Genomic DNA, 20,885 nt, shown 5'->3' on the forward strand with positions numbered 1-20,885 from the left:
AGGGGGCAAGGCGGATGGCAGACGGACAAGTTGCGCTCGCGCCGGTGGCGGGCAAGGCGCGGATCGACGTGCTCGATATCCTGCGTGGGATCGCGATTCTTGGGATATTCTTCATGAACATCCCTTTCATGGCGGCAGAAATCTCGAAGCTGTTCGTCAATGTCACGGCGATCGGCTGGACGCCGATGGACCAGTTCGCCTGGTGGGGCGTGCATCTGTTCCTGGAGGGCACCCAGCGCGGGCTGCTCGAAATGCTGTTCGGCGCGGGGCTCATGGTATTTGCGGCGAAGGCGATGACGCCGGACGGGCCGGTCGCCGTGGCGGACCTCTACCAGCGCCGCAACCTGTGGCTGATCGGCTTCGGGCTGCTCGACATTTTCGTGCTGCTCTGGGCGGGCGATATCCTCCATATTTATGGTCTCGCGGCATTGCTGTTGTTCCCGTTTCGCAGGCTGGGCCCAAAATGGCTGCTCGCGCTGGGCATGGGCTTCGCGCTCTTCAATCTCGTCTCGGGCGGGATCCAATATGTGAAGCGCGTCGAGCTGGTGCAGCAGGTGGAAGCGGCGCAGGCCAAGCAGGCCGCGAACGCTCCGCTGAGCGTCTCTGAAAAGAAGACGCTGGAGGATTGGGCCAAGAAAGTGGAGCGGCGCCGCACCGGCGGGCCCGAGATGAAGCAGACCGCCGAAATGGAGAAAAAGGGCCATTCGGGCGGTTTCATCGAATATGCCCAAATGAACATCGGGTTCTTTGTCGGATTCGTCCTTTCCTCCCTGCCTTCCAACGTGGCCGAGGCATTCTGCATGATGCTGGTGGGGATCGCCCTGTGGAAATGGCAGGTGATCCAGGGCGGGCGGAGCGGGCGCTTCTATCTGGTTCTCATGGCCGCCTGCTATGTGTCCGGGATCACGCTTCGGTGGATTGGCGGTCACGAGATCCTCGATCTCACCCCGGCGGCGAAGATACATTGGGCGACGGCGGAATTCGCCCGGATGGCTATGTCCGTGGGGCATGTCGCTCTGATAAACCTGCTGGTGAAAGGCGGGGCCGGCCGGTCGCTGCTGGCCCCATTCAAGGCGGCCGGGCGCATGGCCTTCTCGCTCTATTTTCTCCAGAACGCGCTGGGCATGTACATCCTTTATGCCCCCTGGGGGCCCGGCCTGTGGGCGCGGCAGGGCTGGGCGGATATGGCGGGCACCGCGCTGATGGTGATCGCGGTGCAACTGGTGCTGGCGAACGTCTGGATGCGATATTTTTCCTGCGGGCCGCTGGAATGGGCGTGGCGCAGCCTGGCTTATGTGAAGTGGCAACCCTTCCGGAAGCGCCCTGCGGCGAGCGAGCCTATCGCGGCGTAAAGCAAAAGGGGCTTTACGCAGTGCGGCATGGCGCGCATTTGCGCGGCACGGCGGCATCCCCCGCCGGCTAAAAGGGACTTGTAATGGGCTACCGTGTCGTCGTCGCAGGCGCCACCGGCAATGTCGGTCGCGAAATGCTGAACATCCTTGCCGAGCGGGAATTCCCAATCGACGATCTGGCAGTCGTCGCATCGTCACGCAGCCAGGGCGACATGGTCGATTTCGGTGACACCGGAAAACAGTACAAGGTCCAGAACATCGACAATTTCGATCCAGCGGGTTGGGACATGGCGCTGTTCGCGATCGGCTCGGAAGGTTCGGCGCTGCACGCGCCGCGCTTCGCCGCGGCGGGCTGCACGGTGATCGACAATGCCTCGCTCTACCGGATGGACCCGGACGTTCCGCTGATCGTGCCCGAAGTGAACCCCGAGGCGATCGACGGCTACCGGAAGCGCAACATCATCGCGAATCCGAATTGCTCGACCGCGCAGATGGTGGTGGCATTGAAGCCGCTCCACGATGCGGCGCGGATCAAGCGCGTGGTGGTCGCGACTTACCAGTCGGTATCGGGCGCGGGCAAGGCGGGGATGGACGAACTGTTCGAGCAGAGCCGCAACATCTTCGTCGGCGATCCCGCCACGCCGAGCAAGTTCACCAAGCAGATCGCGTTCAACGTGATCCCCCATATCGATAGCTTCCTCGACGACGGATCGACCAAGGAAGAGTGGAAGATGGTGGTGGAGACCAAGAAGATCCTCGATCCGAAGATCAAGGTGACCGCGACCTGCGTGCGCGTGCCGGTGTTCGTTGGGCATTCGGAGGCGATCAACATCGAGTTCGAAGACGATCTGAGCGCGGCCAAGGCCAAGTCGATCCTGCGCGAAGCCCCGGGCGTCATGCTCATCGATAAGCATGAGGATGGCGGCTACATCACTCCGATCGAATGCGTGGGCGAATATGCGACGTTCGTGAGCCGCGTTCGCGAGGATCCGACCGTGGATAGCGGCCTGAGCCTGTGGTGCGTCAGCGACAACCTTCGCAAGGGCGCGGCGCTGAACGCCGTGCAGATCGCCGAATTGCTCGGGCGGCGGCATCTGAAGAAGGCTGCCTAGCTTGCCGATTGCGCTGACTCCCTATGCCGGCGAGCCCGAACTGGGCGACCCTGTGCTCACTGGGGAGTTTGCGGGGGAGCTAGCGAAGATGGCGCAGAACGCGCACAGGCCGCCCTGGTGCAGCTACCTGGCATGGCGCGACGGGCAGGCGGTGGGATCCGGCGGGTTCAAGGGGGCGCCCGATGCCGATCACGCCGTGGAGATCGGTTATCTGACCTTCATCCCCGCGCGCGGAAGCGGCGTGGCGACGGCATTGGCCGGCGCGCTGGTCCGGATCGCGCGGACGGAGGGCGCAGCGTTGGTCGTGGCGCACACGCTGCCGGAGCAGAACTCCTCGACGCGTGTGCTCGCCGCCAACGGTTTCACCAAGACGGCGGAGGTTCACGATCCCGAGGACGGGCCCGTCTGGCGTTGGGAACTTCAGCTCTGATTTCGAGGCATGGCGAAGCGGGGTTTCAGGAGATCGCAGGCCACCGACCCGCCGGGTGCGGTTGCGAGACTGATAGCATTTTGCTATCATAGCGCTTGCCGGCCTCGCTTTCATCGAGGCTGCGGTGGAGGTGCTTCCAAGCATAAATCTGTCGGCGAGCATTGGAAATCGGGCTTGAGATTGAGCATCCGATCTACGACTGCGTCTACCTAGCCCTGGCAGAGCTATTGGAAGGAATCATCGTAACTGCGGATTTGCGGCTCATAAACAGAGCTGGGCCGTATAGCCGGCTGCTGCATCCGCTCGCCTGAACTCAATGCCCCGCCGCCGATGGATCGGGCTTCCCGACCGGCCCTTTCGGCTTGCGCAGGAACAGCACCAGTGGGACCGACAGGGCGGTCACGATCATCATTGCGTAGAAATCGTTCAGATAGCCGATCATCAGCGCCTGGCGGTTGATCTCGGCATTGGCCATGGCGAGCAGCGTGTCGCCTGATCCGCCCAGCGCCTGGAGCAGCCCGGGATCCATCATGTTCAGGTTCTCGGGATTGACCTTGGGCGCCATGTCGGAGTGGCTGATCTGGACGCTGCGGGCCAGCAGGGTGGTCACCAGCGAGATGCCCACCGACGCGCCGATGTTGCGCGACAGGTTCATCAGCGATGAACCCTCGGTTCGATAGCGCGGGGGCAGGGTGGCGAAGGCGAGGCCGTTCAGCGGCATGAACACCAGGCCCATGCCCAGGCCCTGGATGAAGCCCGAAAACACTAGTGGTCCGGTGCCCATTTCAAGCGACCAGTGCGTCATCTGCCAGAGCGAAAAGGCGGCGAGCGACATGCCCATCCCCACGAGCCAGCGGGCGTCGAAGCCGCGCTGAGTAAGCTGCGCCGAAATGGCCATCGTCAGCACCACGCCAATGCCCCGGGGCATCAGCAGCAGGCCAGTGTCGAAGACCGAATGGCCATACAGATTCTGGAGCATCGGCGGCAGCAGCGCCATCGTTGCCATCATCACCACGCCCATCACCAGCATGAAGCCGATCGCAGTGACGAGATTGCGGTTCCTCCACAGCTCACGGTCGAACATCGGCTGTTTCGCGGTGATCATGTGGATCGTGAACATCCACAATGCGATTCCGGCGATCAGCATCTCGATCCAGATCTCGGTCGAGCCCAGCCAATCCTCGCCCTGTCCGCGGTCGAGCATGAGCTGCAACGAGGCGATGCCGAGCGTGAGCATCGAGAAACCGAATATGTCGAATCGCCGCTTTGTGACGGGGCGGGTGGGCAACAGCCACCACAGGATCGCGATGCAGATCACGCCGAGCGGCAGGTTGACGAAAAACACCCAACGCCAATTGAAGTTGTCGGTCAGCCATCCGCCGATGACCGGGCCCATGATGGGTCCGACCATGATCCCCATTCCCCAGATCGCCATGGCCTTGGCCTGGCGCTCGGGCGGGTTGATATCGAGCATAACCGTCTGGCTGAGCGGATTCATGAATGCCGCAGAGACACCCTGGAGCAGGCGGAACAGCACCATCTGCTCCAGGTTTTGCGCCATTCCGCACAGCGCCGACGCCACGATGAAGCCGACCGTGGAGAGCAGGAACAGGTTGCGTGAGCCGATCCGGTCGGCGAGCCAGCCTGTGATCGGAATCGCGATCGCGGAAGCCACGATATAGCTGGTGAGAACCCAGGTAACGGTGTCGGCAGTCGCGCCCAGCGCCGTTTGCATGTGTGGAAGGGCCACGTTCGCGATCGTCGAATCGAGAATCTGCATGATCGTCGCCAGCATCACGCCGAAAGTGAGCAGGCCGCGATTAGCGACGGGCAGCGCCGCCACGCCGGGCGCCGGCGCGGGCGGGGCTGTTGGGCTGGAGGTTTGGGCGGCAGTGGCCATTACGCGCTTACTCGACAGCTATTGTACATCCACCGTCACGTCGGCGGATAGGCCGGCGATCAGCGGACGCGAGCTTTGCTCGTCGATGGCGATACGCACCGGCACGCGCTGGGTCACCTTCACCCAATTGCCGTTCGCGTTCTGCGCTGGCAGCACCGAGAATTCGGAGCCGGTGCCGGCACCGATCGAGGCTACATGCGCCTTCAGGTGGAGCCCCGGATAGGCATCGAAGCTCACTTCGGCCTGTTGCCCGACGCGCATCTTGTTGAGGTCGGTTTCCTTGAAATTCGCCTCAAGCCAGGCGCCCTGGCCGCGCACGATCGTAAGTGCGGGGAGGCCGGTCACCATCATCTGGCCGACCTGTAGCCGGTCCGACTGGCTGACGATGCCATCGGCGGGCGCGTAGACCCTGGTCCGGCTCAGATCGAGTTGGGCCTTGGCGAGCTGGACGCGCGCCGCAGCGAGCTGCGGGTTCTCGCCCGCAGAACCGGTGGAGAGCTTGGAGCGCGCCTCGGCGGCGTCGGAGGCGGCGCGGTTGACGCTGGCGCGCGCCTGCTCGACCGAATGCTGCGCCTGTTCCAGCCGGGCCCGGGTGGTGAAGCCGCTCTTCATCAGCTCTGCCTGGCGGGCATAATCCTGTTGCGCGGCCTGAAGGGTGTCGCGCGCCGCCTGGATATCGGCGCCCGTCCCGGCATAGCTGGTTTGCAGCGTCTGGACGTTGACTTGCGCCGCCGCGATCTGCGCCCGTGCCGATGCCACTGCGATCCGATAGGGCTCGGCATCGATCTGGAAGAGCAGGTCGCCCTTCTTGACGATCTGGTTCTCCTTGACCGCGACATTCACGATGCGGCCGGCCACGTCGCTCGAAACCGATACCTTGTCCTGGCTGACATAGGCATTGTCGGTGGATACAGTCCCTCCGCCGGTGAGATAGAAATAGCCCACGATTGCGAGCAAGACGAGCGGCACGCCGAACATCAGCAACGGACGCAGCCAGCGGCGCTTCGCGGGCGTCACGACGATTGCCTCGACCGGAGCGGCCACCGGTTCCACCACGATCGCCTCCTGAGAGGGTTTTTGGAATTTGGGATCTGCGTCAGCCATTGGCGGCCTCTTTGCTTTCTTGCGTAGGAGTAAGATTTGCGCGGATCGCATTGAGCGAACCGATGAGTTCGTCGCGTTGCCGGGCGGATAATCCCTGAAGCGCCCCTTCGATCATCTCGCTCGCAACGTCGCGAAGGTCATCCAGAACGGGGCGGGCCTTGTCGGTCAGAAAGATGCGCCAGGCGCGGCGGTCGGCTGGGTCGCGGCGGCGCTCGACGAGCCCGGCTTCCTCGAGCCGATCGATCATGCGGCACGCCGTGATCGGCTCCACTTCGAGCAATTCGGCAAGTTGGCCCTGGTTGACGCCCTCACGCCATTCGAGGATCTTCAGCGTGCGCCACTGCGTACCCGTCGCGCCCGTGGTGCGTGCGCGCTCATCGAAGCGGCGGCGCATCAGGCGGGAGACATCGCCCATCAGGAAGCCTAAAGTCTCGGTCATGGCGTGCACATAATAAGCATAGTTATGAATTGCAATCCGCAACTGGATTGCAATGTGAGCCGCAGCGATTGCATGGGAGGCAAGATGAGCGAGGAAATGACCGGCGGATGCCAATGCGGGCGGGTGCGGTACAGCGTTCACGTGGCGGACTACGAAGCTTATCTTTGCCACTGCAGGATGTGCCAGCGCGCCACTGGCGGGCTCGCCGCCGCGTTCAAGAGCGTGAAGAAGGCCGACGTGACCTGGGAGCGTGAGCCCGATTATTATGCGTCCTCGCCCATCGCACGGCGCGGCTTCTGCAGCGCATGCGGCACGCCGCTCACCTTCGAATTTCCGGACAGTTCGCGTATGGACCTGACCATCGGCAGCTTCGACGAGCCGGGCCGGTTCGTGCCGACGCAGCATTACGGCGCGGAGAGCATCCACGAGCAGTGGCTCGACACGCGCGACTTGCCCCGATACCGGACCGAGGACAATCCGAACGTCGTCAACCGCTGGATGGACAAAGTTGGCAGATTACCCGACTGAAACGCACCGCTTCACTTCGCCTGACGGAGTCGAGCTTGCCTGGACCGAGATGGGTGAGGGGCGGGCGGCCGTCCTGATCCATGGCTATTTTTCGAACGCGCAAGTCAACTGGATCAAATACGGGCACGCCGCCAAGCTGGCGGCAAAGGGCTTTCGCGTGATCATGCCGGATCTGCGCGGGCACGGCCTCAGCGGCAAGCCGCACGATCCCGCCGCTTATCCGCCCGATGTGCTGATGCGCGATGGCTTCGCGCTGATCGGGCATCTGGGCCTGACCGATTACGATCTCGGCGGCTATTCGCTGGGCGGACGCACGGCGCTGCGGATGCTGGTCAACGGCGCGACGCCGCGGCGCGCGGTCCTGAGCGGCATGGGGCTGGCGGGGTTGGTCGATACACAGGGGCGGGGCGCCTATTTTCGTCGTGTTCTTGCCAATCTCGGCAGCTTCGAGCGCGGCACTTCCGAGTGGATGACCGAGGCCTTCCTGAAGACCACCAAGGGCGATCCCCAGGCGTTACTCAATGTGCTGGAGACCTTCGTGGACACCAGCGAAGTCGAAATCGCCGCGATCGACGTGCCCATCCTGGTGGTGACGGGGATCGATGACGACGACAACGGATCGGGGGAGGCAGTCGCGAAGCTGCTCCCGCACGGCCGCTTCGCATCGGTGCCGGGCAATCACATGAGCGCCGTCGTCCAGCCCGAGCTGGGGCAAGCAATCGCTGACTTTCTCGCAGCTTGACGGGCCATCGAGGCGCGCGCACTCTGCGCGCCATCCAGAAATCCAGTCCCGAGGTTACTCCATGATCCGTACCGGCATCTCCGCGCTGGCGCTCGCCGCCATGCTCGCCTTCGCGCCTGCGCAGGGCCAGACCGCCGCGCCCACCGCTGCCGAGGCGCAGGCGTTCCTCGATCGAGTCCAGGCCGAATATACGACATTCAACCTGACCGCCGCGCGCGTTCAGTGGATCAACGCGACCTTCATCACCGACGATACCGATGCGCTGGCCGCCGAATATGGCGCGCGCGGGACGGAGATGGCTGTCAAGTGGGCGATCGAGGCGGCTGCTTTTCAAAAGGCGGCCGGGCTCACCGCCGAGCAACAGCGGCAGCTCACCATGCTGCGCGGCGCGATCACCCTGCCTGCGCCGACCAGGGCGGGCGCCGCGACCGAACTCGCAGAGGTGTCTACCAAGATCGGATCGATGTATGGCAAGGGGAAGGGCACGCGCGGCGGCAAGCCGACCAACGGCAGCGACCTCGAAGCCGCGATGGGCGAAAGCCGCGATCCTGCCGAACTCAAGGAGATGTGGACCAGCTGGCACGACAATGTCGGAGCCCCGATGCGCGGCGATTATGCCAGGATGGTGGGCATCGCCAACGAGGGCTCCAAAGAACTGGGCTTTGCCGATACCGGGGCGATGTGGCGCTCCAACTACGATATGGCGCCAGCGGACTTCATCAAGCTGACCGACGGCATCTGGAACGATTTGAAGCCGCTTTACACGGCGCTTCATGCTTACACCCGCCGCAAACTCAACGAGAAATATGGCGACGCGGTCCAGGCCAGGACCGGCCCGATCCGCGCCGATCTGCTCGGCAACATGTGGGCGCAGGAATGGGGCAATATCTATGACGTGGTCGCGCCCGCAGGGGCGGGCGAGCTGGGCTTCGATGTCACCGAATTGCTGACGTCGAAGGGCTACGACCATATCAAGATGGTCAAGGCCGGCGAGAATTTCTATTCGTCGCTGGGCCTCACGGAGCTGCCGGCCAGTTTCTGGGAACGCTCGCAATTCCTAAAGCCGCAGGACCGCGAGGTCCAGTGCCATGCTTCCGCCTGGGATGTGGACGAGAAGGACGATCTGCGGATCAAGATGTGCATCAAGGTAAATGCGGACGATTTCGTCACCATCCACCACGAGCTCGGCCACAATTATTATCAGCGCGCCTATAAGGCCAAGCCCGCTTTATACCGCAACGGCGCCAATGATGGCTTCCACGAAGCGATCGGCGATTTCGTCGCGCTCTCGATCACGCCCGATTATCTCGTCCAGATCGGGCTGCTCGAGCAATCCAAGGTGCCGAGCGCCGACAAGGATGTGGGGCTGTTGCTCCGCCAGGCGATGGACAAGGTGGCGTTCCTGCCCTTCGGCCTGCTGGTCGATAAGTGGCGCTGGGGCGTGTTCGACGGATCGATCCCTACCGGCGGATACCAGGCGGGCTGGGACAAGTTGCGGCTGCAATATCAGGGCATCGTCGCGCCGGTCGCCCGCGATGAGACGCGTTTCGATCCGGGCGCGAAATATCACATCCCCAACAACACGCCTTATGCCCGCTACTTTCTGGCGCGGGTGCTCCAGTTCCAGTTTTACAAGGCGGCGTGCGATCAGGCCGGCTGGAAGGGCCCGCTGCACCGCTGCTCGTTCTTCGGCAACAAGGAAGTGGGCGCGCGGCTGAACAAGATGATGGAGATGGGCGCGTCCAAGCCCTGGCCCGATGCGCTCGAAGCGTTCACGGGCAGCCGCCAGATGTCCGGCAAGGCGATGGCGGAGTATTTCGCGCCGCTGAAGAAGTGGCTGGACAAGCAGAACAAGGGCCAGCCGAGCGGCTGGTGAGACAACAACAGGGGGGGTTGAAAATGATCAGATTGGCGATCGCATGCGTCATGCTATCGGTGCCGGGGGCCGTAATGGCCCAGTCGAATGGGGCGTCCGATCCCGTGATGGTGGAGATAGTCGCATCGGGCGAAGTGACGGTTCCGGCGCAACGCTTTCGGATGTCGGTGACTCTCACGGCAAAGGGCCCTAGCGAAGAGGCGGCGAAGGCCGCGCTTGCCGCGAGCCGGGCGAAGCTCGTCCAGTCGCTCGACGGCCAGAATGTGCATGAGGCGCAGGCCGATCCGTCGCCGGGAGGCACTTCGTTCATGAGCCTGTTCGCTAGCCTTGGCGGGCGATCGAAGCCGACCGTCAGCATGGATTCGTTCGGCGACGATCCGGATGCCAAGCCCCAATCGATTGCTAGCGAGACCATCCAGTTCGATGCGCCCACCCGTGCCGCGGCCGGAAATGTTCGCCAGACGGTCGAAGCCGCCGGTGGGACCACCGCGGAAGAGGTCGTGGGACTGTTGGACGACTATCCCGCCGCGTCGCGGCGGGCCAAGGCCGACGCGTTGGTCAAGGCGCGCGTGCAGGCCCTCGCTTATGGCGAGGCGCTCGGCCTTCGCCAGGCCAACATCACGCGCATCAGCGAAAAGCAGGACATCATGGGCGGAACCCTCGGCTTCCTGTCGCAGATCGTCGGCATGTTCGCACCCAAGTCGGGTGCCGAGACCAACGATGTGACCGTGCGCGAGAGCCTGACCGTCGAGTTCAAGCTCAGCCGCTAGGGGGGTCTTGATCGGGGATCATGTTCTCGTCGGCGATCTGCGCCTGCCATTCATCCGAGCTGTCGGTTCCGTCGGGCTGGTGGGCGCCGCCCTCTTCCTGGGCCGGCTGTTTCTCGGGATCGATCACGGGCATTCTCCTTCGCGTCCGTAAACGCAGGAGCGGCCACGCATATCCTTAGCGGAACGGCGGCTCGTTGAATGCGCGAAGCTTGCGGGAATGGAGTTTTGCTCCTTCGCGGCGCAGCTCTTCGCACGTCTCGATGCCGATCTTGAGATGTTCGGCGATCGCGCGTTCGTAGAAGCGGTTGGCCTGGCCGGGGAGCTTGAGTTCGCCGTGCAGCGGCTTGTCCGAGACGCACAGTAGCGTGCCATAGGGAACGCGGAAGCGGTAGCCCTGGGCCGCCAGCGTGGCCGATTCCATATCGACCCCCACAGCCCGGCTCAGCGAGAAGCGAAGCGCCGTGGTGGAATAGCGCAGCTCCCAGTTGCGATCGTCGGTCGTGACGATCGTGCCGGTGCGCAGGCGGCGCTTGAGCTCGTCGCCGGACTGTCCCGATACCGTCTCCGCGGCGCGCGCCAGCGCGAGCTGGACTTCGGCGATCGCCGGGATCGGTATCTCCGGGGGGAGCACATCATCCATGATATGATCGTCGCGTAAATAGGCGTGGGCGAGCACGTAATCGCCGATCCGCTGGCTGGGGCGAAGCCCGCCGCAATGGCCGATCATCAGCCAGGCCTCGGGGCGAAGCACCGCAAGGTGATCCGTGATCGTCTTGGCGTTTGACGGGCCGACGCCGATATTGACCAGCGTGATGCCGGATCCGTCTGCGGCCATCAGGTGATAGGCCGGCATTTGGTGCCGTCGCCAGGCCGAGCTGTCGTTGAGCAGCCGATCCGTGTCGTCCCCGGCCTCGACCAGGATCCCGCCCGCGCCCGAGACGCCGGTGAAGCGGCTGCCCTCGCCAAGCTGGCCGCAGGCCCAGCGGATGAACTCATCGACATAACGGTGATAGTTGGTGAAGAGAATATATTGCTGGAAATGCTCGGTGGGCGTGCCGGTATAATGGCGTAGTCGTGCGAGCGAGAAATCGGTGCGCAGCCCGTCGAACAGCGCCAGCGGCCGCGTGTCGTCAGTGGCGATCCACAGGCCGTCCGCGATCTCGTCGCCGATATGCGCAAGCTCGGTCGCCGGGAAATGGCGAGCCAGCTCGGTTGCCGAAACTTCATCCAGGCTCAGCGCATGGCCGGGATCGAGCACATAAGGGAAGGGGATCTCTTGACGCCCGGTGCGCGCGTGAACCTCGACCTCGTAATCCTCGATCAGGAAAGTGAGCTGCTCGATCAGGTAATTGGCGAACATCGCGGGCTTGGTGACGCTGATGCGGTATTCGCCTGGCTCCACCAGCCGGCCGAACGAGCGCGGCGGCACCGGGCGGTCAGTGCCGCCCGAATAACGTATATGAATCTCGGGATAAGCGAATGAGCCGTCGTGTCGCGCCTCCCGCGGCGGTGGCGTGCCGTTCGTCAGATATTGTGTGAGTGCGGCCTGAAGCCGCTCGACCGATGCGCGGTAAAGGCGGTCCAGCTCGGCGACGATGTCTGATGCTTGAGTCATCTTCGACGGCTAATGCGCAAAGATGACGGTGGCAAGACCTGCGGCCCGCCGCAACTAGCGAAGGGCCGCACGCCGGTGACGCGGTGATTACTTCTTCTTGCCGCCCTTTGGGGCCTCGCCGCCACTGCGCTGAGTGGCGGCATAGACGACGCCGCCCACCGCGGCAGCTGCGCCCGCAGCTATCGCGGCCGCGGCGAGAGGGTTTTCCTTCGCGGCGCCTACGGTCGCTTCCACGGCGTCTGTAATGGCTTCCTGCGCGGTTTCGAGAAACGACTTGGCGCTGTCCAAAGCGGTGTCGAGCGCGGCGGGCGAGGCTTCGTTCGCCGCGGTTGCTATGTCGGTGGTGTTCGTGTCGGTGACCATGGGTTGTTCCCTTCCAGAATTACCGGAAGTCAACTCCACCATGGCCCACGAGTTCCGTTACGCGACCGTGATTACAGCCTGCCGAGCAGATAATCCGCCGAGCTGACTTCGAACTGGCCCGGCGCTTCCACATTGAGCTGCTCGACCACGCCGTCATTTACCAGCATCGAGAAGCGCTGGCCGCGCCCGCCCATGCCGAACTTGCTGCCGTCCATCTCCAGGCCGACTGCCTTGGGAAAGTCGCCATTGCCGTCGGCGAGCATCGTCACCTTGCCCTCCACGCCATTGGCCTTGCCCCAGGCGCCCATCACGAAGGCGTCGTTGACTGCGGTGCAGGCGATCTCGTCCACGCCCTTCGCCTTGATCTCGTCGGCCTTCTCGACGAAGCCGGGAAGGTGCTTGGCCGAGCAGGTGGGCGTAAACGCGCCGGGCAGCGAAAATAGCGCGACCTTGCGGCCGGCGAAGAATTCCTCGGACCCGACCGGCTCGGGGCCGCTTTCGCCGACCTTGATGAAAGTGGTGCTCGGCATGCGGTCGCCAACCTGGATGGTCATGTCACTTCTCCTCAAAAGGGGTTCCCTGTCCCAATCGGCGCGCTTGGCCGGTTTTTCAAGCATGGCGGAGCCGAAAGCGCATCGGTAAGTTGTTTGTCACATGGAGTCGGCGCCCTTTCTCACCGGACAGTTCCTGCTGGCGATGCCAGGGATCGGCGACCCGCGCTTCGAGCGCGCGGTGATCGCGATGTGCACGCATGACGAGGACGGCGCCCTGGGGATAGGGATCGGCGAGACGATCGAGGGGCTGGGCCTGCACGACCTGCTTCGTCAGTTCGAGATCGAACCGGGCGATGCACCCGATGCCGCAGTGCATTTCGGCGGCCCGGTCGAGCCGCGCCGCGGCTTCGTGCTCCACTCGACCGATTGGGGCGGGCAGGACACGATCGACGTGGGCGGCCGCTGGGCGCTCTCCGGCACCGTCGATATCCTGCGCGCGATCGCGGAGGGCAAGGGCCCGAGCCGATGGCTGGTCGCCTTGGGCTATGCCGGCTGGGGCGAAGGCCAACTCGACGCCGAGATGGCACGCCACGGCTGGTTCAACACCGAATCGACACCGGAGCTATTATACGGCGTCGATGCCGAAGACCGCTGGGTGGTGGGCTTTGCGGGTGCGGGGATCGACCCCCGAATGCTGGCGAGCAGCGCCGGCACCGCCTGATCCGGCGAACCAGCCCTCAGCCCGCCGGCTTGTGCCAGATGACTTGCGGCTCCAGCACATCGACGCGCAACACCGAGGCCATGCGCGGCTGCGTGCAGACTGCGGCGAGGCTTTCGACCGTAACCTCGTCGCGGGTCTGCTGGTGGCGAAGCAGGAAACGCACCGGCAATTCGCAGGGCTTGGCCCTGGCGGTCTTGACGGTCAGTGCCGCCTTGCGCGGGCGGAGCGCATATTGAAAGCGGTTGCGGCCCCAATAGGGCTTGGCGCCCGCGCGTGCAGAATTGATGTAGAAACCGACCAGATCATAGCCTTGGGTCTCGTTGACGACGACCAGGCAGCCGAGCTGGTAGCAACCGTCCTTCTTGAAATTGGCGAGCTTCATCTCGAAGAGCATTGCCTGGGCCGTGACCTGGCCCCCGCTGATGCTGGAGATCGGAGCGACCCCGCTGGCTTCCGACTGGGCGAAGCCGCTGCTTGGGATGAGCGCGGCCACAAACGCCGCGGTGATAAATTTCCACATTGACCAGACCTTTCAGTCAGGAGACGGCGCGTCTCGCAAACATTATCATGCCATACATTCGGCACGCAATCCGCCTTCATCGTACATCATATAAAGATATCTTTATATCTGACTTGCGCTCGATCAACTGAGCTTGTAGTGGCCCCATAGATGGTCGGCGGGTGCGTGCCCGCGACCCGCAATCTATGCCAATGGAGATCAGTCAGTGGCTACCGTGCTTGAGAAGAACGACTATGTGATCGCGGACATCGCGCTCGCCGATTTCGGCCGCAAGGAGATCGAGATCGCCGAGACCGAAATGCCCGGCCTCATGTCGCTGCGCCAGGAATTCGGCGCTTCGCAGCCGCTCAAGGGCGCGCGGATCACCGGCTCGCTGCACATGACGATCCAGACCGCGGTGCTGATCGAGACCCTGACGGCGCTCGGCGCGCAGGTCCGCTGGGCCACGTGCAACATCTTCTCGACGCAGGACCATGCCGCCGCCGCGATCGCCGCGACCGGCGTGCCGGTGTTCGCTGTGAAGGGCGAGAGCCTGGCCGAATATTGGGATTATGTCGGCGACATCTTCTCGTGGGACAAGGAAATCGAAGGCCAGACCTCGAACATCATCCTCGACGATGGCGGCGACGCCACGATGTTCGCGCTGTGGGGCGCCAAGCTCGAAGCCGGCCACACGATGCCCGAGCCGGAGAATGAGGAAGAAGTCGAGATGCAGCGCGCGCTCAAGGCGTTCATCGCGCGCAAGCCCGGCTACCTCACCGAGACGGTCAAGAATTTGAAGGGCGTTTCGGAAGAGACCACGACCGGCGTGCATCGCCTGTACGAGATTTCGAAGAAGGGCGAACTGCCGTTCCCGGCGATCAACGTGAATGATTCGGTGACGAAGTCGAAGTTCGACAATCTCTATGGCTGCAAGGAATCGCTGGTCGACGCGATCCGCCGCGCCACCGATGTGATGCTCGCCGGCAAGGTCGCCTGCGTCGCCGGCTTCGGGGACGTCGGCAAGGGCTCGGCCCAGTCGCTCCGCAACGGCGGCGCGCGCGTGATGGTCACCGAAGTCGATCCGATCTGCGCATTGCAGGCGGCGATGGAAGGCTTTGAAGTCGTGACGATGGAAGAAGCCGTGCAGCGCGCGGACATCTTCTGCACCGCGACCGGCAATGCCGACGTCATCACCGCCGAGCATATGGCCGCGATGAAGCCGATGAGCATCGTCTGCAACATCGGCCATTTCGACAGCGAGATCCAGATCGCCGCGCTTTCGAACTATGAGTGGGACGAAGTGAAGCCGGGCACCGACCTGGTCCGATTCCCCGATGGCAAGCAGATCATCATCCTCGCCAAGGGCCGCCTGGTGAACCTGGGCTGCGCGACCGGCCACCCGTCTTTCGTGATGTCAGCCAGCTTCACCAACCAGACGCTGGCGCAGATCGAGCTCTTCACAAAGGGTGAGAACTACAAGAACGAAGTATATGTCCTGCCGAAGCATCTCGACGAGAAGGTCGCGGCGCTGCATCTCGAAAAGCTGGGCGTGAAGCTGTCGAAGCTCACTCCGAAGCAGGCGGGTTACATCGGCGTTCCGCTCGAAGGTCCGTTCAAGCCGGATCATTATCGGTACTGATTTAGCGATATGTGAATTGGATGGGCCGCGCTTTCAATCAGGAGGCGCGGCCCCTTCCTTGGGCTATGCCTCCAGTCAGGCGAATACCGCTAGCATTGAGGGCATGACCCTCACGGCTTTCCGCTACCGGATCGGCACCGCTAGCCCGTTTCTCTTGAGTTAAACCGCGCTTGGAGTCCTAGCCAGTTGCTTTCCCGGGAGGCGGCAGATCATTCTTTAGGGGGAGTTCCGGTCCGCCCCCTTTCCCGTCGCTTTTGTCTGGAGTTTTCTTCTTGGCGGTGGCCCGTTTGCCCGTGCCGCTTCCCCCGCCGCGGCCCGTGCCGATACTGCCTCTCGCGCCGTCACCGCCCTTGGTGGTGATCGCGCCCGGATTCCCGCCTGCGCCTTTCTGAGCCACTTCGAACCTCCACTATGAGTGAAGCTCAACACCGAGCAGCACGCCCAGTTCCGAATATTAGCAGTGACTTAGGTTAGGAAATCGTCGGCAACGTGGGGGATAGCGGCTTGACCGCGAACGTCGATTCAACCGCACCGATCGCGGATTGTTCGCTGGATCGACAGCGGCCAACAGGTGTGCCGGAGGTACAATCCCTCTGGGTCGGTGAATGTTGAGCCCGAAAGCCCTAATCTTCATCAGCATTCGCGCTAATGGTGATCAGGCGGCGCTAGATCCGATCCGCCGGCAGCAATCATCTTCCCGCCGGGCAGTGCTTTGCCTAAGGACGGGCAATGAGCAGCAACCCTAGCCCCGAGCAAGCGGCTTGATCCTGATTTCGCAATCCGCGGCGGCGCTTGCCGGTGCGGCGCTGGCGTTGCTCGTCATCGGCGCGGCCTGGGCCTTGCTCACGGGGCTGAAAGCACGCGCCGAGGCGGCGGCGATGGCCGACGATAACAGTCGTTTCGAAACCCTTGTGTCGGGCTCGCCTGCACAGCCGATGATCGTGCGCGCCGATGGCCGGATCGAGGTGCCGCGTCGGCTGGCCGATTGGCTGGGGCTGGAGACGATACCGCGCGAGCTCGATGCGCTTGCCGGGGGAGAGGGCGGGCTGATGCCTGAAGATGCCGATGCGCTGGCGGTGCATGTCGCCGCCGCGCAGAAGGCCGGCAAGCCGTTCAGCCTGTCGGTGCGGGCCAAGGGATCGGAGCGCGCATTGCTGGTGATCGGGGAACGCGCCCCCACTGCGGTCCATGCGCCGGGCGGAGTGGTCCTGTGGTTCCTCGATGCCACCGAGAGCCAGGACGAGATCAACCGCCTCCAGCGCGAATCGACTCGGCTGCGCGCGGCATTCGACGCGCTGACTGCGCTGATCGAGGCTGCGCCGATGCCGATGTGGTATCGCGGGCCGGATCTCAAGCTCCTGATGGTCAACTCGGCCTATGTGACCGCTGTCGAGGGCGGCGACAGCGAGGATGTCGTCGCGCGCGGGCTAGAATTGGTCGAGGGCGCGGGGCTGGGCGGGCCGCTGGCGAATGCAGCGATCGCTCGGGACACTGGCGAGCCGCAGACCGCCGCCATGCCCGCGACGATCGGCGGCAAGCGCAGGATGCTGCGGCTCCACGATGTGCCGCTGCCGACTGGTGGCGTTGCGGGGTTCGCGGTGGATATCGAGGAGCTGGAGCAAGCGCGCGGCGGTCTCAAGCGCTTCGGCGACGCCCAGCGCGCGATGCTCGATCGCGTCTCGGCGGGCGTCGCGCAATTCGGTTCGGATCGCGCGCTGATCTTCTGCAACCAGCCGTTCCGACGCATGTTCGCAATGAAGAACGAGTGGCTGATCGACCGCCCCGAATTCGATCGCGTGATCGAGCGGATGCGTGAGGCCAAGCGCCTGCCCGAAATGCGCGATTTCCCTGCATGGAAGGCCGAGCGCCGCGAATGGTTCGTCGCGCCCGATGCGGTCGAGGAAAACTGGCATGTCGGCGCCACGCATCTGCGCGTCGTCGCCCAGCCGATGCCCGAAGGAGGTTTGCTCCTGTTGTTCGAAGACCGCACCCAGCAATTCGAGCTCCAGCGCGAGCATGGCGAGATGCAGCAGGTGCGCACTGCGACGCTTGAGAGCTTGGCCGAAGCCGTCGCGGTGTTCGGCAAGGGACGCCTTCAGCTATGGAACCGCAAGTTCCGCCAAGTCTGGGGCTTTGAGGATGCCTTTCTCGACGGGCACCCGCAGATCCTTGCGCTGGTGAAGGCCGCCGGACCCAAGTTGACCAATCCGGCCAAAGCCGATGTGATCGGCGACCTGGTGCGGCTCGCGGCGCAGGATCGCCAGCAGCGCGGCGCTAGCATCGTCTTCGCCGACGGGCGCCATTTCGATTTGAGCGCGGTCCCGCTGCCCGACGGCAATGCGCTGGTGACGATGCTCGACACGACCGATCAGCACCGCGTCGAGCGTGCGCTGCGCGATCGCAACGAAGCGCTGGAGGCCGCCGACCGGGTCAAGACCTCGTTCGTTGCGAACATGAGCTACGAACTGCGCACGCCGCTTACTTCGATCAAGGGCTTTGCCGAGATGCTGCATGGCGGCTTCGCGGGTAAATTGAGCGAGAGCGGAACCGAATATTCGGAAGCGATCCTGGTTTCGGTCGAGCGGCTGGGTGCGCTGATCGACGATGTGCTCGACCTGACCCAGAGCGAGGGCGCGCCCATCGAAAAGGGCGCGGTGGATATCGAGATGATTGCCCAGGGCGCCGCCGAAGCGATTGCGCCGCTCGCCCGCGAAAAGGCGATCGACCTGGCGGTGGACGATACGGGAACGGCGGGCAGCGTGACCGGCGACGCGCGGCGGCTGCGCCAGGTTATCGAGCATCTGCTGCGCCATGCGGTGGCCGGTACGCCCGCCAGCGGCCGCGTGCTCCTCCACCTCGACGGCAACGATAAGGTCGCGCGGATCATCGTCTCGGATGACGGGCCGGGAATGAGCAAGGAGGCCGCGGCCAGCGCGTTCGACCGGTTCGCGCAAGGCGGCGGCCGCAATGCCGAGCGGGCGCTGGGCCTCGGACTCCCGCTCGCCCGGCAGTTCGTCGAGGCGCATGGCGGGCGGATCGAGCTGATTTCCGAGCCGGGCGAGGGGACGCTGATCACGGTGGAATTGCCGCGCGGGTGATCGTTCTGGCCGATCCGCAAGCGTCGCATTCGCTCGGGCAGCGCCTGGCCGCCGTCGCCCGCCCCGGCGACGTGATCGCGCTCTCGGGCGAACTAGGCGCCGGCAAGACCAGCATTGCGCGCGGGCTGCTTGCCGCGCTTGGCCTCGACGGTGAGGCGCCGTCCCCGAGCTTCGCGATCGTCCAGCCCTACGAGCCGCCGGAAGTACGCTTCCCCGTGCTCCATATCGATCTCTACCGGATCGAAAACCCCGACGAGGCGGAGGAACTCGGCCTGGACGAGGCGCGGGGCGATTCGCTGCTGATCGTCGAGTGGCCCGAGCGGCTTGGGGAGGATTTCTGGTCCGAGGCGCTGTGGCTGTCCCTCGAAGTGACGCCGGACGGCGCGCGCGCCTTGACAGCGAAGGTGCCGGCGGCATGGAGGAACCGATGGCCCCTGATATGAATCCGCCCGCTTCCGCGCCCGCTTTCCTCGTTTCGGCGGGTTGGGGGGGCGCTGAAATCCGTCCGCTCGCCGGCGACGCTTCGTTCCGCCGTTATTTTCGGGTGGTGGAGCATGACCGCACCGCGATCCTGATGGATTCCCCTCCCGACAAGGGAGAGGACCCGCGCCCCTTCATTTCGATTGCGCGATGGCTCACTCAGCGGGGCTTCGCCGCGCCCGAAATATTGCACGAGGATCTGGATCAGGGCCTCGTGCTGCTCCAGGATTTCGGCGATGCGCGGATGCGCGAGACCGTGGACGCCGCCCCCGAGAGCGAGCTTCGGCTTTACGAGGAAGCGGTCGACCTGCTGGTGCGCCTGCGCGATCATCCGGCGGCGGCGGATATCGGGCCATACAGCCCCTCGCAATATCACCGCGAGGCCAAGCTGCTGCCGGACTGGTATTGCGGCGCGCTCGGCCTCCATGTCGATGCGCAGGGCTATAACGACGCCTGGAACGCGGCGCTCGCCCCCGTCCTGACCGGTCACACGCCCGTCACGGTGCTGCGCGACTATCACGCCGAAAACATCATGCTGATAGAGGGCAGCGAGAGCTTGGGGCTGCTCGATTTCCAGGACGCGCTGGCCGGCCATCCGGCCTATGATCTCGTCTCGCTGTTGCAGGACGCGCGGCGCGACGTGCCGCCCGAGCTCGAGACCGCAATGCTCGACCGCTACAAGCGCAGGACGGGCGTGGGCGACGAATTCGACATTGCCTATCACGTGCTGGGCGCGCAGCGGAACGCCAAGATTATCGGCATCTTCACGCGGCTTTGGCGGCGCGACGGCAAGCCGCGTTATGCCGGGCTTTGCCCCCGCGTCTGGGGATATCTGGAGCGCGACCTCAAGCACCCCGCCTTGAAGCCGGTGGCGGATTGGTTCGGAGCCAATGTGCCCCAGGATATGCGTGGCGATCCGATGACCATCGCAGGCGAATGACCGTTTATTCGCTACGTCCCCAGCCGGACGCTCCCGTTCCCGAAACCGCGATGGTGATGGCCGCGGGGCTGGGCAAGCGCATGCGCCCGCTGACCGCGACGCGGCCCAAGCCGCTGGTCGAGATCGCGGGCAAGACGCTCATCGATCACACGATCGGGCACCTGCGCGATGCGGGGGTGAAGCGCGCCGTGGTCAATGTACATTACCTCGCCGATCAGATGGAAGCGCATTTGCGGGCCCGGGCGACGGACTTGGAGGTGATGATCTCCGACGAGCGCCGGCAATTGATGGAGACCGGCGGCGGCATCGTCCAGGCGCGCGAATTGATCGGCGACGCGCCGTTCCTGTGCGTGAACAGCGACAATCTGTGGATCGACGGACCCACCGACGCGATCCGCCAGCTCGCCGCGCGCTGGGACGACGCCAGGATGGATGCGCTGCTCCTTCTGGTGCCGCTCGCGCGGGCAAACTGTCATCGCGGCCACGGCGATTTCCGGATGGACCCGTTCGGCCGGATCACCGAGCGGCGCAAGCCCGGGCGGCTGGCGCCGTTCGTCTATATCGGCGTGTCGATCCTCTCCCCGCGCATCATCCGCGACTGGCCCGAGGGTCCGTTCTCCACCAATTTGTTCTTCACTCGCGCGCTAGAGGCCGGCCGCCTATGGGGTGTCGTGCATCAGGGGCTGTGGTTCGATGTCGGTACGCCCGCCGCGATTGGCGAAGCAGAGGCTGTGCTGGCCGAGATGTGACGATCTTCCTACTCCCCTTCGGGAGAGGGTG

21 protein-coding genes are annotated in these 20,885 nt (G+C 64.2%); 13 read left to right on the plus strand and 8 right to left on the minus strand.

Annotation, left to right across the window (positions count from 1 at the left end; translation table 11 throughout):
* The first annotated feature begins 14 nt into the window (after positions 1-14).
* The 3 genes from VF617_RS11105 (at position 15) to VF617_RS11115 (ending at position 2,894) form a co-directional block, all read left to right on the plus strand.
* The gene (locus VF617_RS11105; protein WP_331014955.1) at positions 15-1,352 is read left to right on the plus strand and encodes a DUF418 domain-containing protein; all 1,338 of its coding nucleotides are present in this window, start codon (positions 15-17) and stop codon (positions 1,350-1,352) included.
* Positions 1,353-1,435: 83 nt separating this feature from the next.
* Positions 1,436-2,464 (plus strand): aspartate-semialdehyde dehydrogenase, encoded by a 1,029-nt coding sequence (locus VF617_RS11110; protein ID WP_331014956.1) that lies wholly within the window; start codon positions 1,436-1,438, stop codon positions 2,462-2,464.
* A gap of 1 nt (position 2,465) precedes the next feature.
* Positions 2,466-2,894 carry a GNAT family N-acetyltransferase gene (locus VF617_RS11115; protein WP_331014957.1) on the plus strand — a complete coding sequence of 143 codons (429 nt, stop codon included), beginning with the start codon at positions 2,466-2,468 and terminating at the stop codon, positions 2,892-2,894.
* A gap of 313 nt (positions 2,895-3,207) precedes the next feature.
* Here VF617_RS11115 and VF617_RS11120 read toward each other — a convergent pair whose 3' ends face one another.
* The 3 genes from VF617_RS11120 to VF617_RS11130 are packed head-to-tail and all read right to left on the minus strand — an operon-like array spanning position 3,208 to position 6,337.
* A complete protein-coding gene (locus VF617_RS11120) occupies positions 3,208-4,794 on the minus strand; it encodes a DHA2 family efflux MFS transporter permease subunit (RefSeq protein WP_331014958.1) in 1,587 nt (528 codons plus the stop codon).
* 18 nt (positions 4,795-4,812) lie between these two features.
* Positions 4,813-5,898 carry an HlyD family secretion protein gene (locus VF617_RS11125; protein ID WP_331014959.1) on the minus strand — a complete coding sequence of 362 codons (1,086 nt, stop codon included), beginning with the start codon at positions 5,896-5,898 and terminating at the stop codon, positions 4,813-4,815.
* Positions 5,891-6,337, minus strand: a complete 447-nt coding sequence (locus VF617_RS11130) for a MarR family winged helix-turn-helix transcriptional regulator (RefSeq protein ID WP_331014960.1) — start codon at positions 6,335-6,337, stop codon at positions 5,891-5,893. The genes VF617_RS11125 and VF617_RS11130 overlap by 8 nt, the downstream gene beginning before the upstream one ends.
* An 84-nt stretch (positions 6,338-6,421) precedes the next feature.
* On the opposite strand from VF617_RS11130, the gene VF617_RS11135 reads away from it, so the two are divergent.
* From VF617_RS11135 to VF617_RS11150, 4 genes are all read left to right on the plus strand, one after another.
* Positions 6,422-6,865 carry a GFA family protein gene (locus tag VF617_RS11135; RefSeq protein ID WP_331015203.1) on the plus strand — a complete coding sequence of 148 codons (444 nt, stop codon included), beginning with the start codon at positions 6,422-6,424 and terminating at the stop codon, positions 6,863-6,865.
* A complete protein-coding gene (locus tag VF617_RS11140) occupies positions 6,846-7,607 on the plus strand; it encodes an alpha/beta fold hydrolase (RefSeq protein WP_414714024.1) in 762 nt (253 codons plus the stop codon). The genes VF617_RS11135 and VF617_RS11140 overlap by 20 nt, the downstream gene beginning before the upstream one ends.
* A 61-nt stretch (positions 7,608-7,668) precedes the next feature.
* A complete protein-coding gene (locus VF617_RS11145) occupies positions 7,669-9,483 on the plus strand; it encodes a M2 family metallopeptidase (protein WP_331014961.1) in 1,815 nt (604 codons plus the stop codon).
* Between the two features lie 23 nt (positions 9,484-9,506).
* Positions 9,507-10,253, plus strand: coding sequence for an SIMPL domain-containing protein (locus VF617_RS11150; RefSeq protein ID WP_331014962.1), 747 nt, complete (start codon positions 9,507-9,509; stop codon positions 10,251-10,253).
* Here the strand turns inward: VF617_RS11150 and VF617_RS11155 are convergent.
* The 4 genes from VF617_RS11155 to VF617_RS11170 form a co-directional block, all read right to left on the minus strand.
* On the minus strand, positions 10,243-10,380 hold the full coding sequence (locus VF617_RS11155; protein WP_331014963.1) for a hypothetical protein: 138 nt from the start codon (positions 10,378-10,380) through the stop codon (positions 10,243-10,245). The genes VF617_RS11150 and VF617_RS11155 overlap by 11 nt on opposite strands.
* 48 nt (positions 10,381-10,428) lie before the next feature.
* Positions 10,429-11,868, minus strand: a complete 1,440-nt coding sequence (locus VF617_RS11160; RefSeq protein ID WP_331014964.1) for an AMP nucleosidase — start codon at positions 11,866-11,868, stop codon at positions 10,429-10,431.
* 87 nt (positions 11,869-11,955) lie between these two features.
* On the minus strand, positions 11,956-12,231 hold the full coding sequence (locus VF617_RS11165) for a hypothetical protein (protein ID WP_331014965.1): 276 nt from the start codon (positions 12,229-12,231) through the stop codon (positions 11,956-11,958).
* 71 nt (positions 12,232-12,302) lie between these two features.
* A complete protein-coding gene (locus VF617_RS11170) occupies positions 12,303-12,785 on the minus strand; it encodes a peroxiredoxin (RefSeq protein WP_331014966.1) in 483 nt (160 codons plus the stop codon).
* A 100-nt stretch (positions 12,786-12,885) separates the two neighbouring features.
* Here VF617_RS11170 and VF617_RS11175 point away from each other — a divergent pair, with 100 nt between their 5' ends.
* Positions 12,886-13,446, plus strand: coding sequence for a YqgE/AlgH family protein (locus VF617_RS11175; RefSeq protein ID WP_331014967.1), 561 nt, complete (start codon positions 12,886-12,888; stop codon positions 13,444-13,446).
* A 16-nt stretch (positions 13,447-13,462) separates the two neighbouring features.
* On the opposite strand, the gene VF617_RS11180 is transcribed toward VF617_RS11175, so the two are convergent.
* Positions 13,463-13,966 carry a hypothetical protein gene (locus VF617_RS11180; protein WP_331014968.1) on the minus strand — a complete coding sequence of 168 codons (504 nt, stop codon included), beginning with the start codon at positions 13,964-13,966 and terminating at the stop codon, positions 13,463-13,465.
* A gap of 205 nt (positions 13,967-14,171) precedes the next feature.
* Here VF617_RS11180 and ahcY point away from each other — a divergent pair, with 205 nt between their 5' ends.
* From ahcY to VF617_RS11205, 5 genes are all read left to right on the plus strand, one after another.
* A complete protein-coding gene (gene ahcY, locus VF617_RS11185; RefSeq protein WP_331014969.1) occupies positions 14,172-15,587 on the plus strand; it encodes an adenosylhomocysteinase in 1,416 nt (471 codons plus the stop codon).
* 761 nt (positions 15,588-16,348) lie between these two features.
* Positions 16,349-18,685, plus strand: coding sequence for a PAS domain-containing sensor histidine kinase (locus VF617_RS11190; protein ID WP_331014970.1), 2,337 nt, complete (start codon positions 16,349-16,351; stop codon positions 18,683-18,685).
* Positions 18,685-19,128, plus strand: a complete 444-nt coding sequence (gene tsaE / locus VF617_RS11195) for a tRNA (adenosine(37)-N6)-threonylcarbamoyltransferase complex ATPase subunit type 1 TsaE (RefSeq protein ID WP_331015205.1) — start codon at positions 18,685-18,687, stop codon at positions 19,126-19,128. The genes VF617_RS11190 and tsaE overlap by 1 nt, the downstream gene beginning before the upstream one ends.
* The gene (locus VF617_RS11200) at positions 19,125-20,105 is read left to right on the plus strand and encodes an aminoglycoside phosphotransferase family protein (protein ID WP_331015206.1); all 981 of its coding nucleotides are present in this window, start codon (positions 19,125-19,127) and stop codon (positions 20,103-20,105) included. The genes tsaE and VF617_RS11200 overlap by 4 nt, the downstream gene beginning before the upstream one ends.
* Positions 20,102-20,854: a nucleotidyltransferase family protein gene (locus VF617_RS11205; RefSeq protein ID WP_331014971.1), complete on the plus strand. Its 753-nt coding sequence runs from the start codon at positions 20,102-20,104 to the stop codon at positions 20,852-20,854. The genes VF617_RS11200 and VF617_RS11205 overlap by 4 nt, the downstream gene beginning before the upstream one ends.
* Positions 20,855-20,885: the final 31 nt, after the last annotated feature.

Origin of the sequence: Sphingomonas sp. (assembly GCF_036388215.1) — a bacterium.
Lineage (GTDB): Bacteria > Pseudomonadota > Alphaproteobacteria > Sphingomonadales > Sphingomonadaceae > Sphingomonas.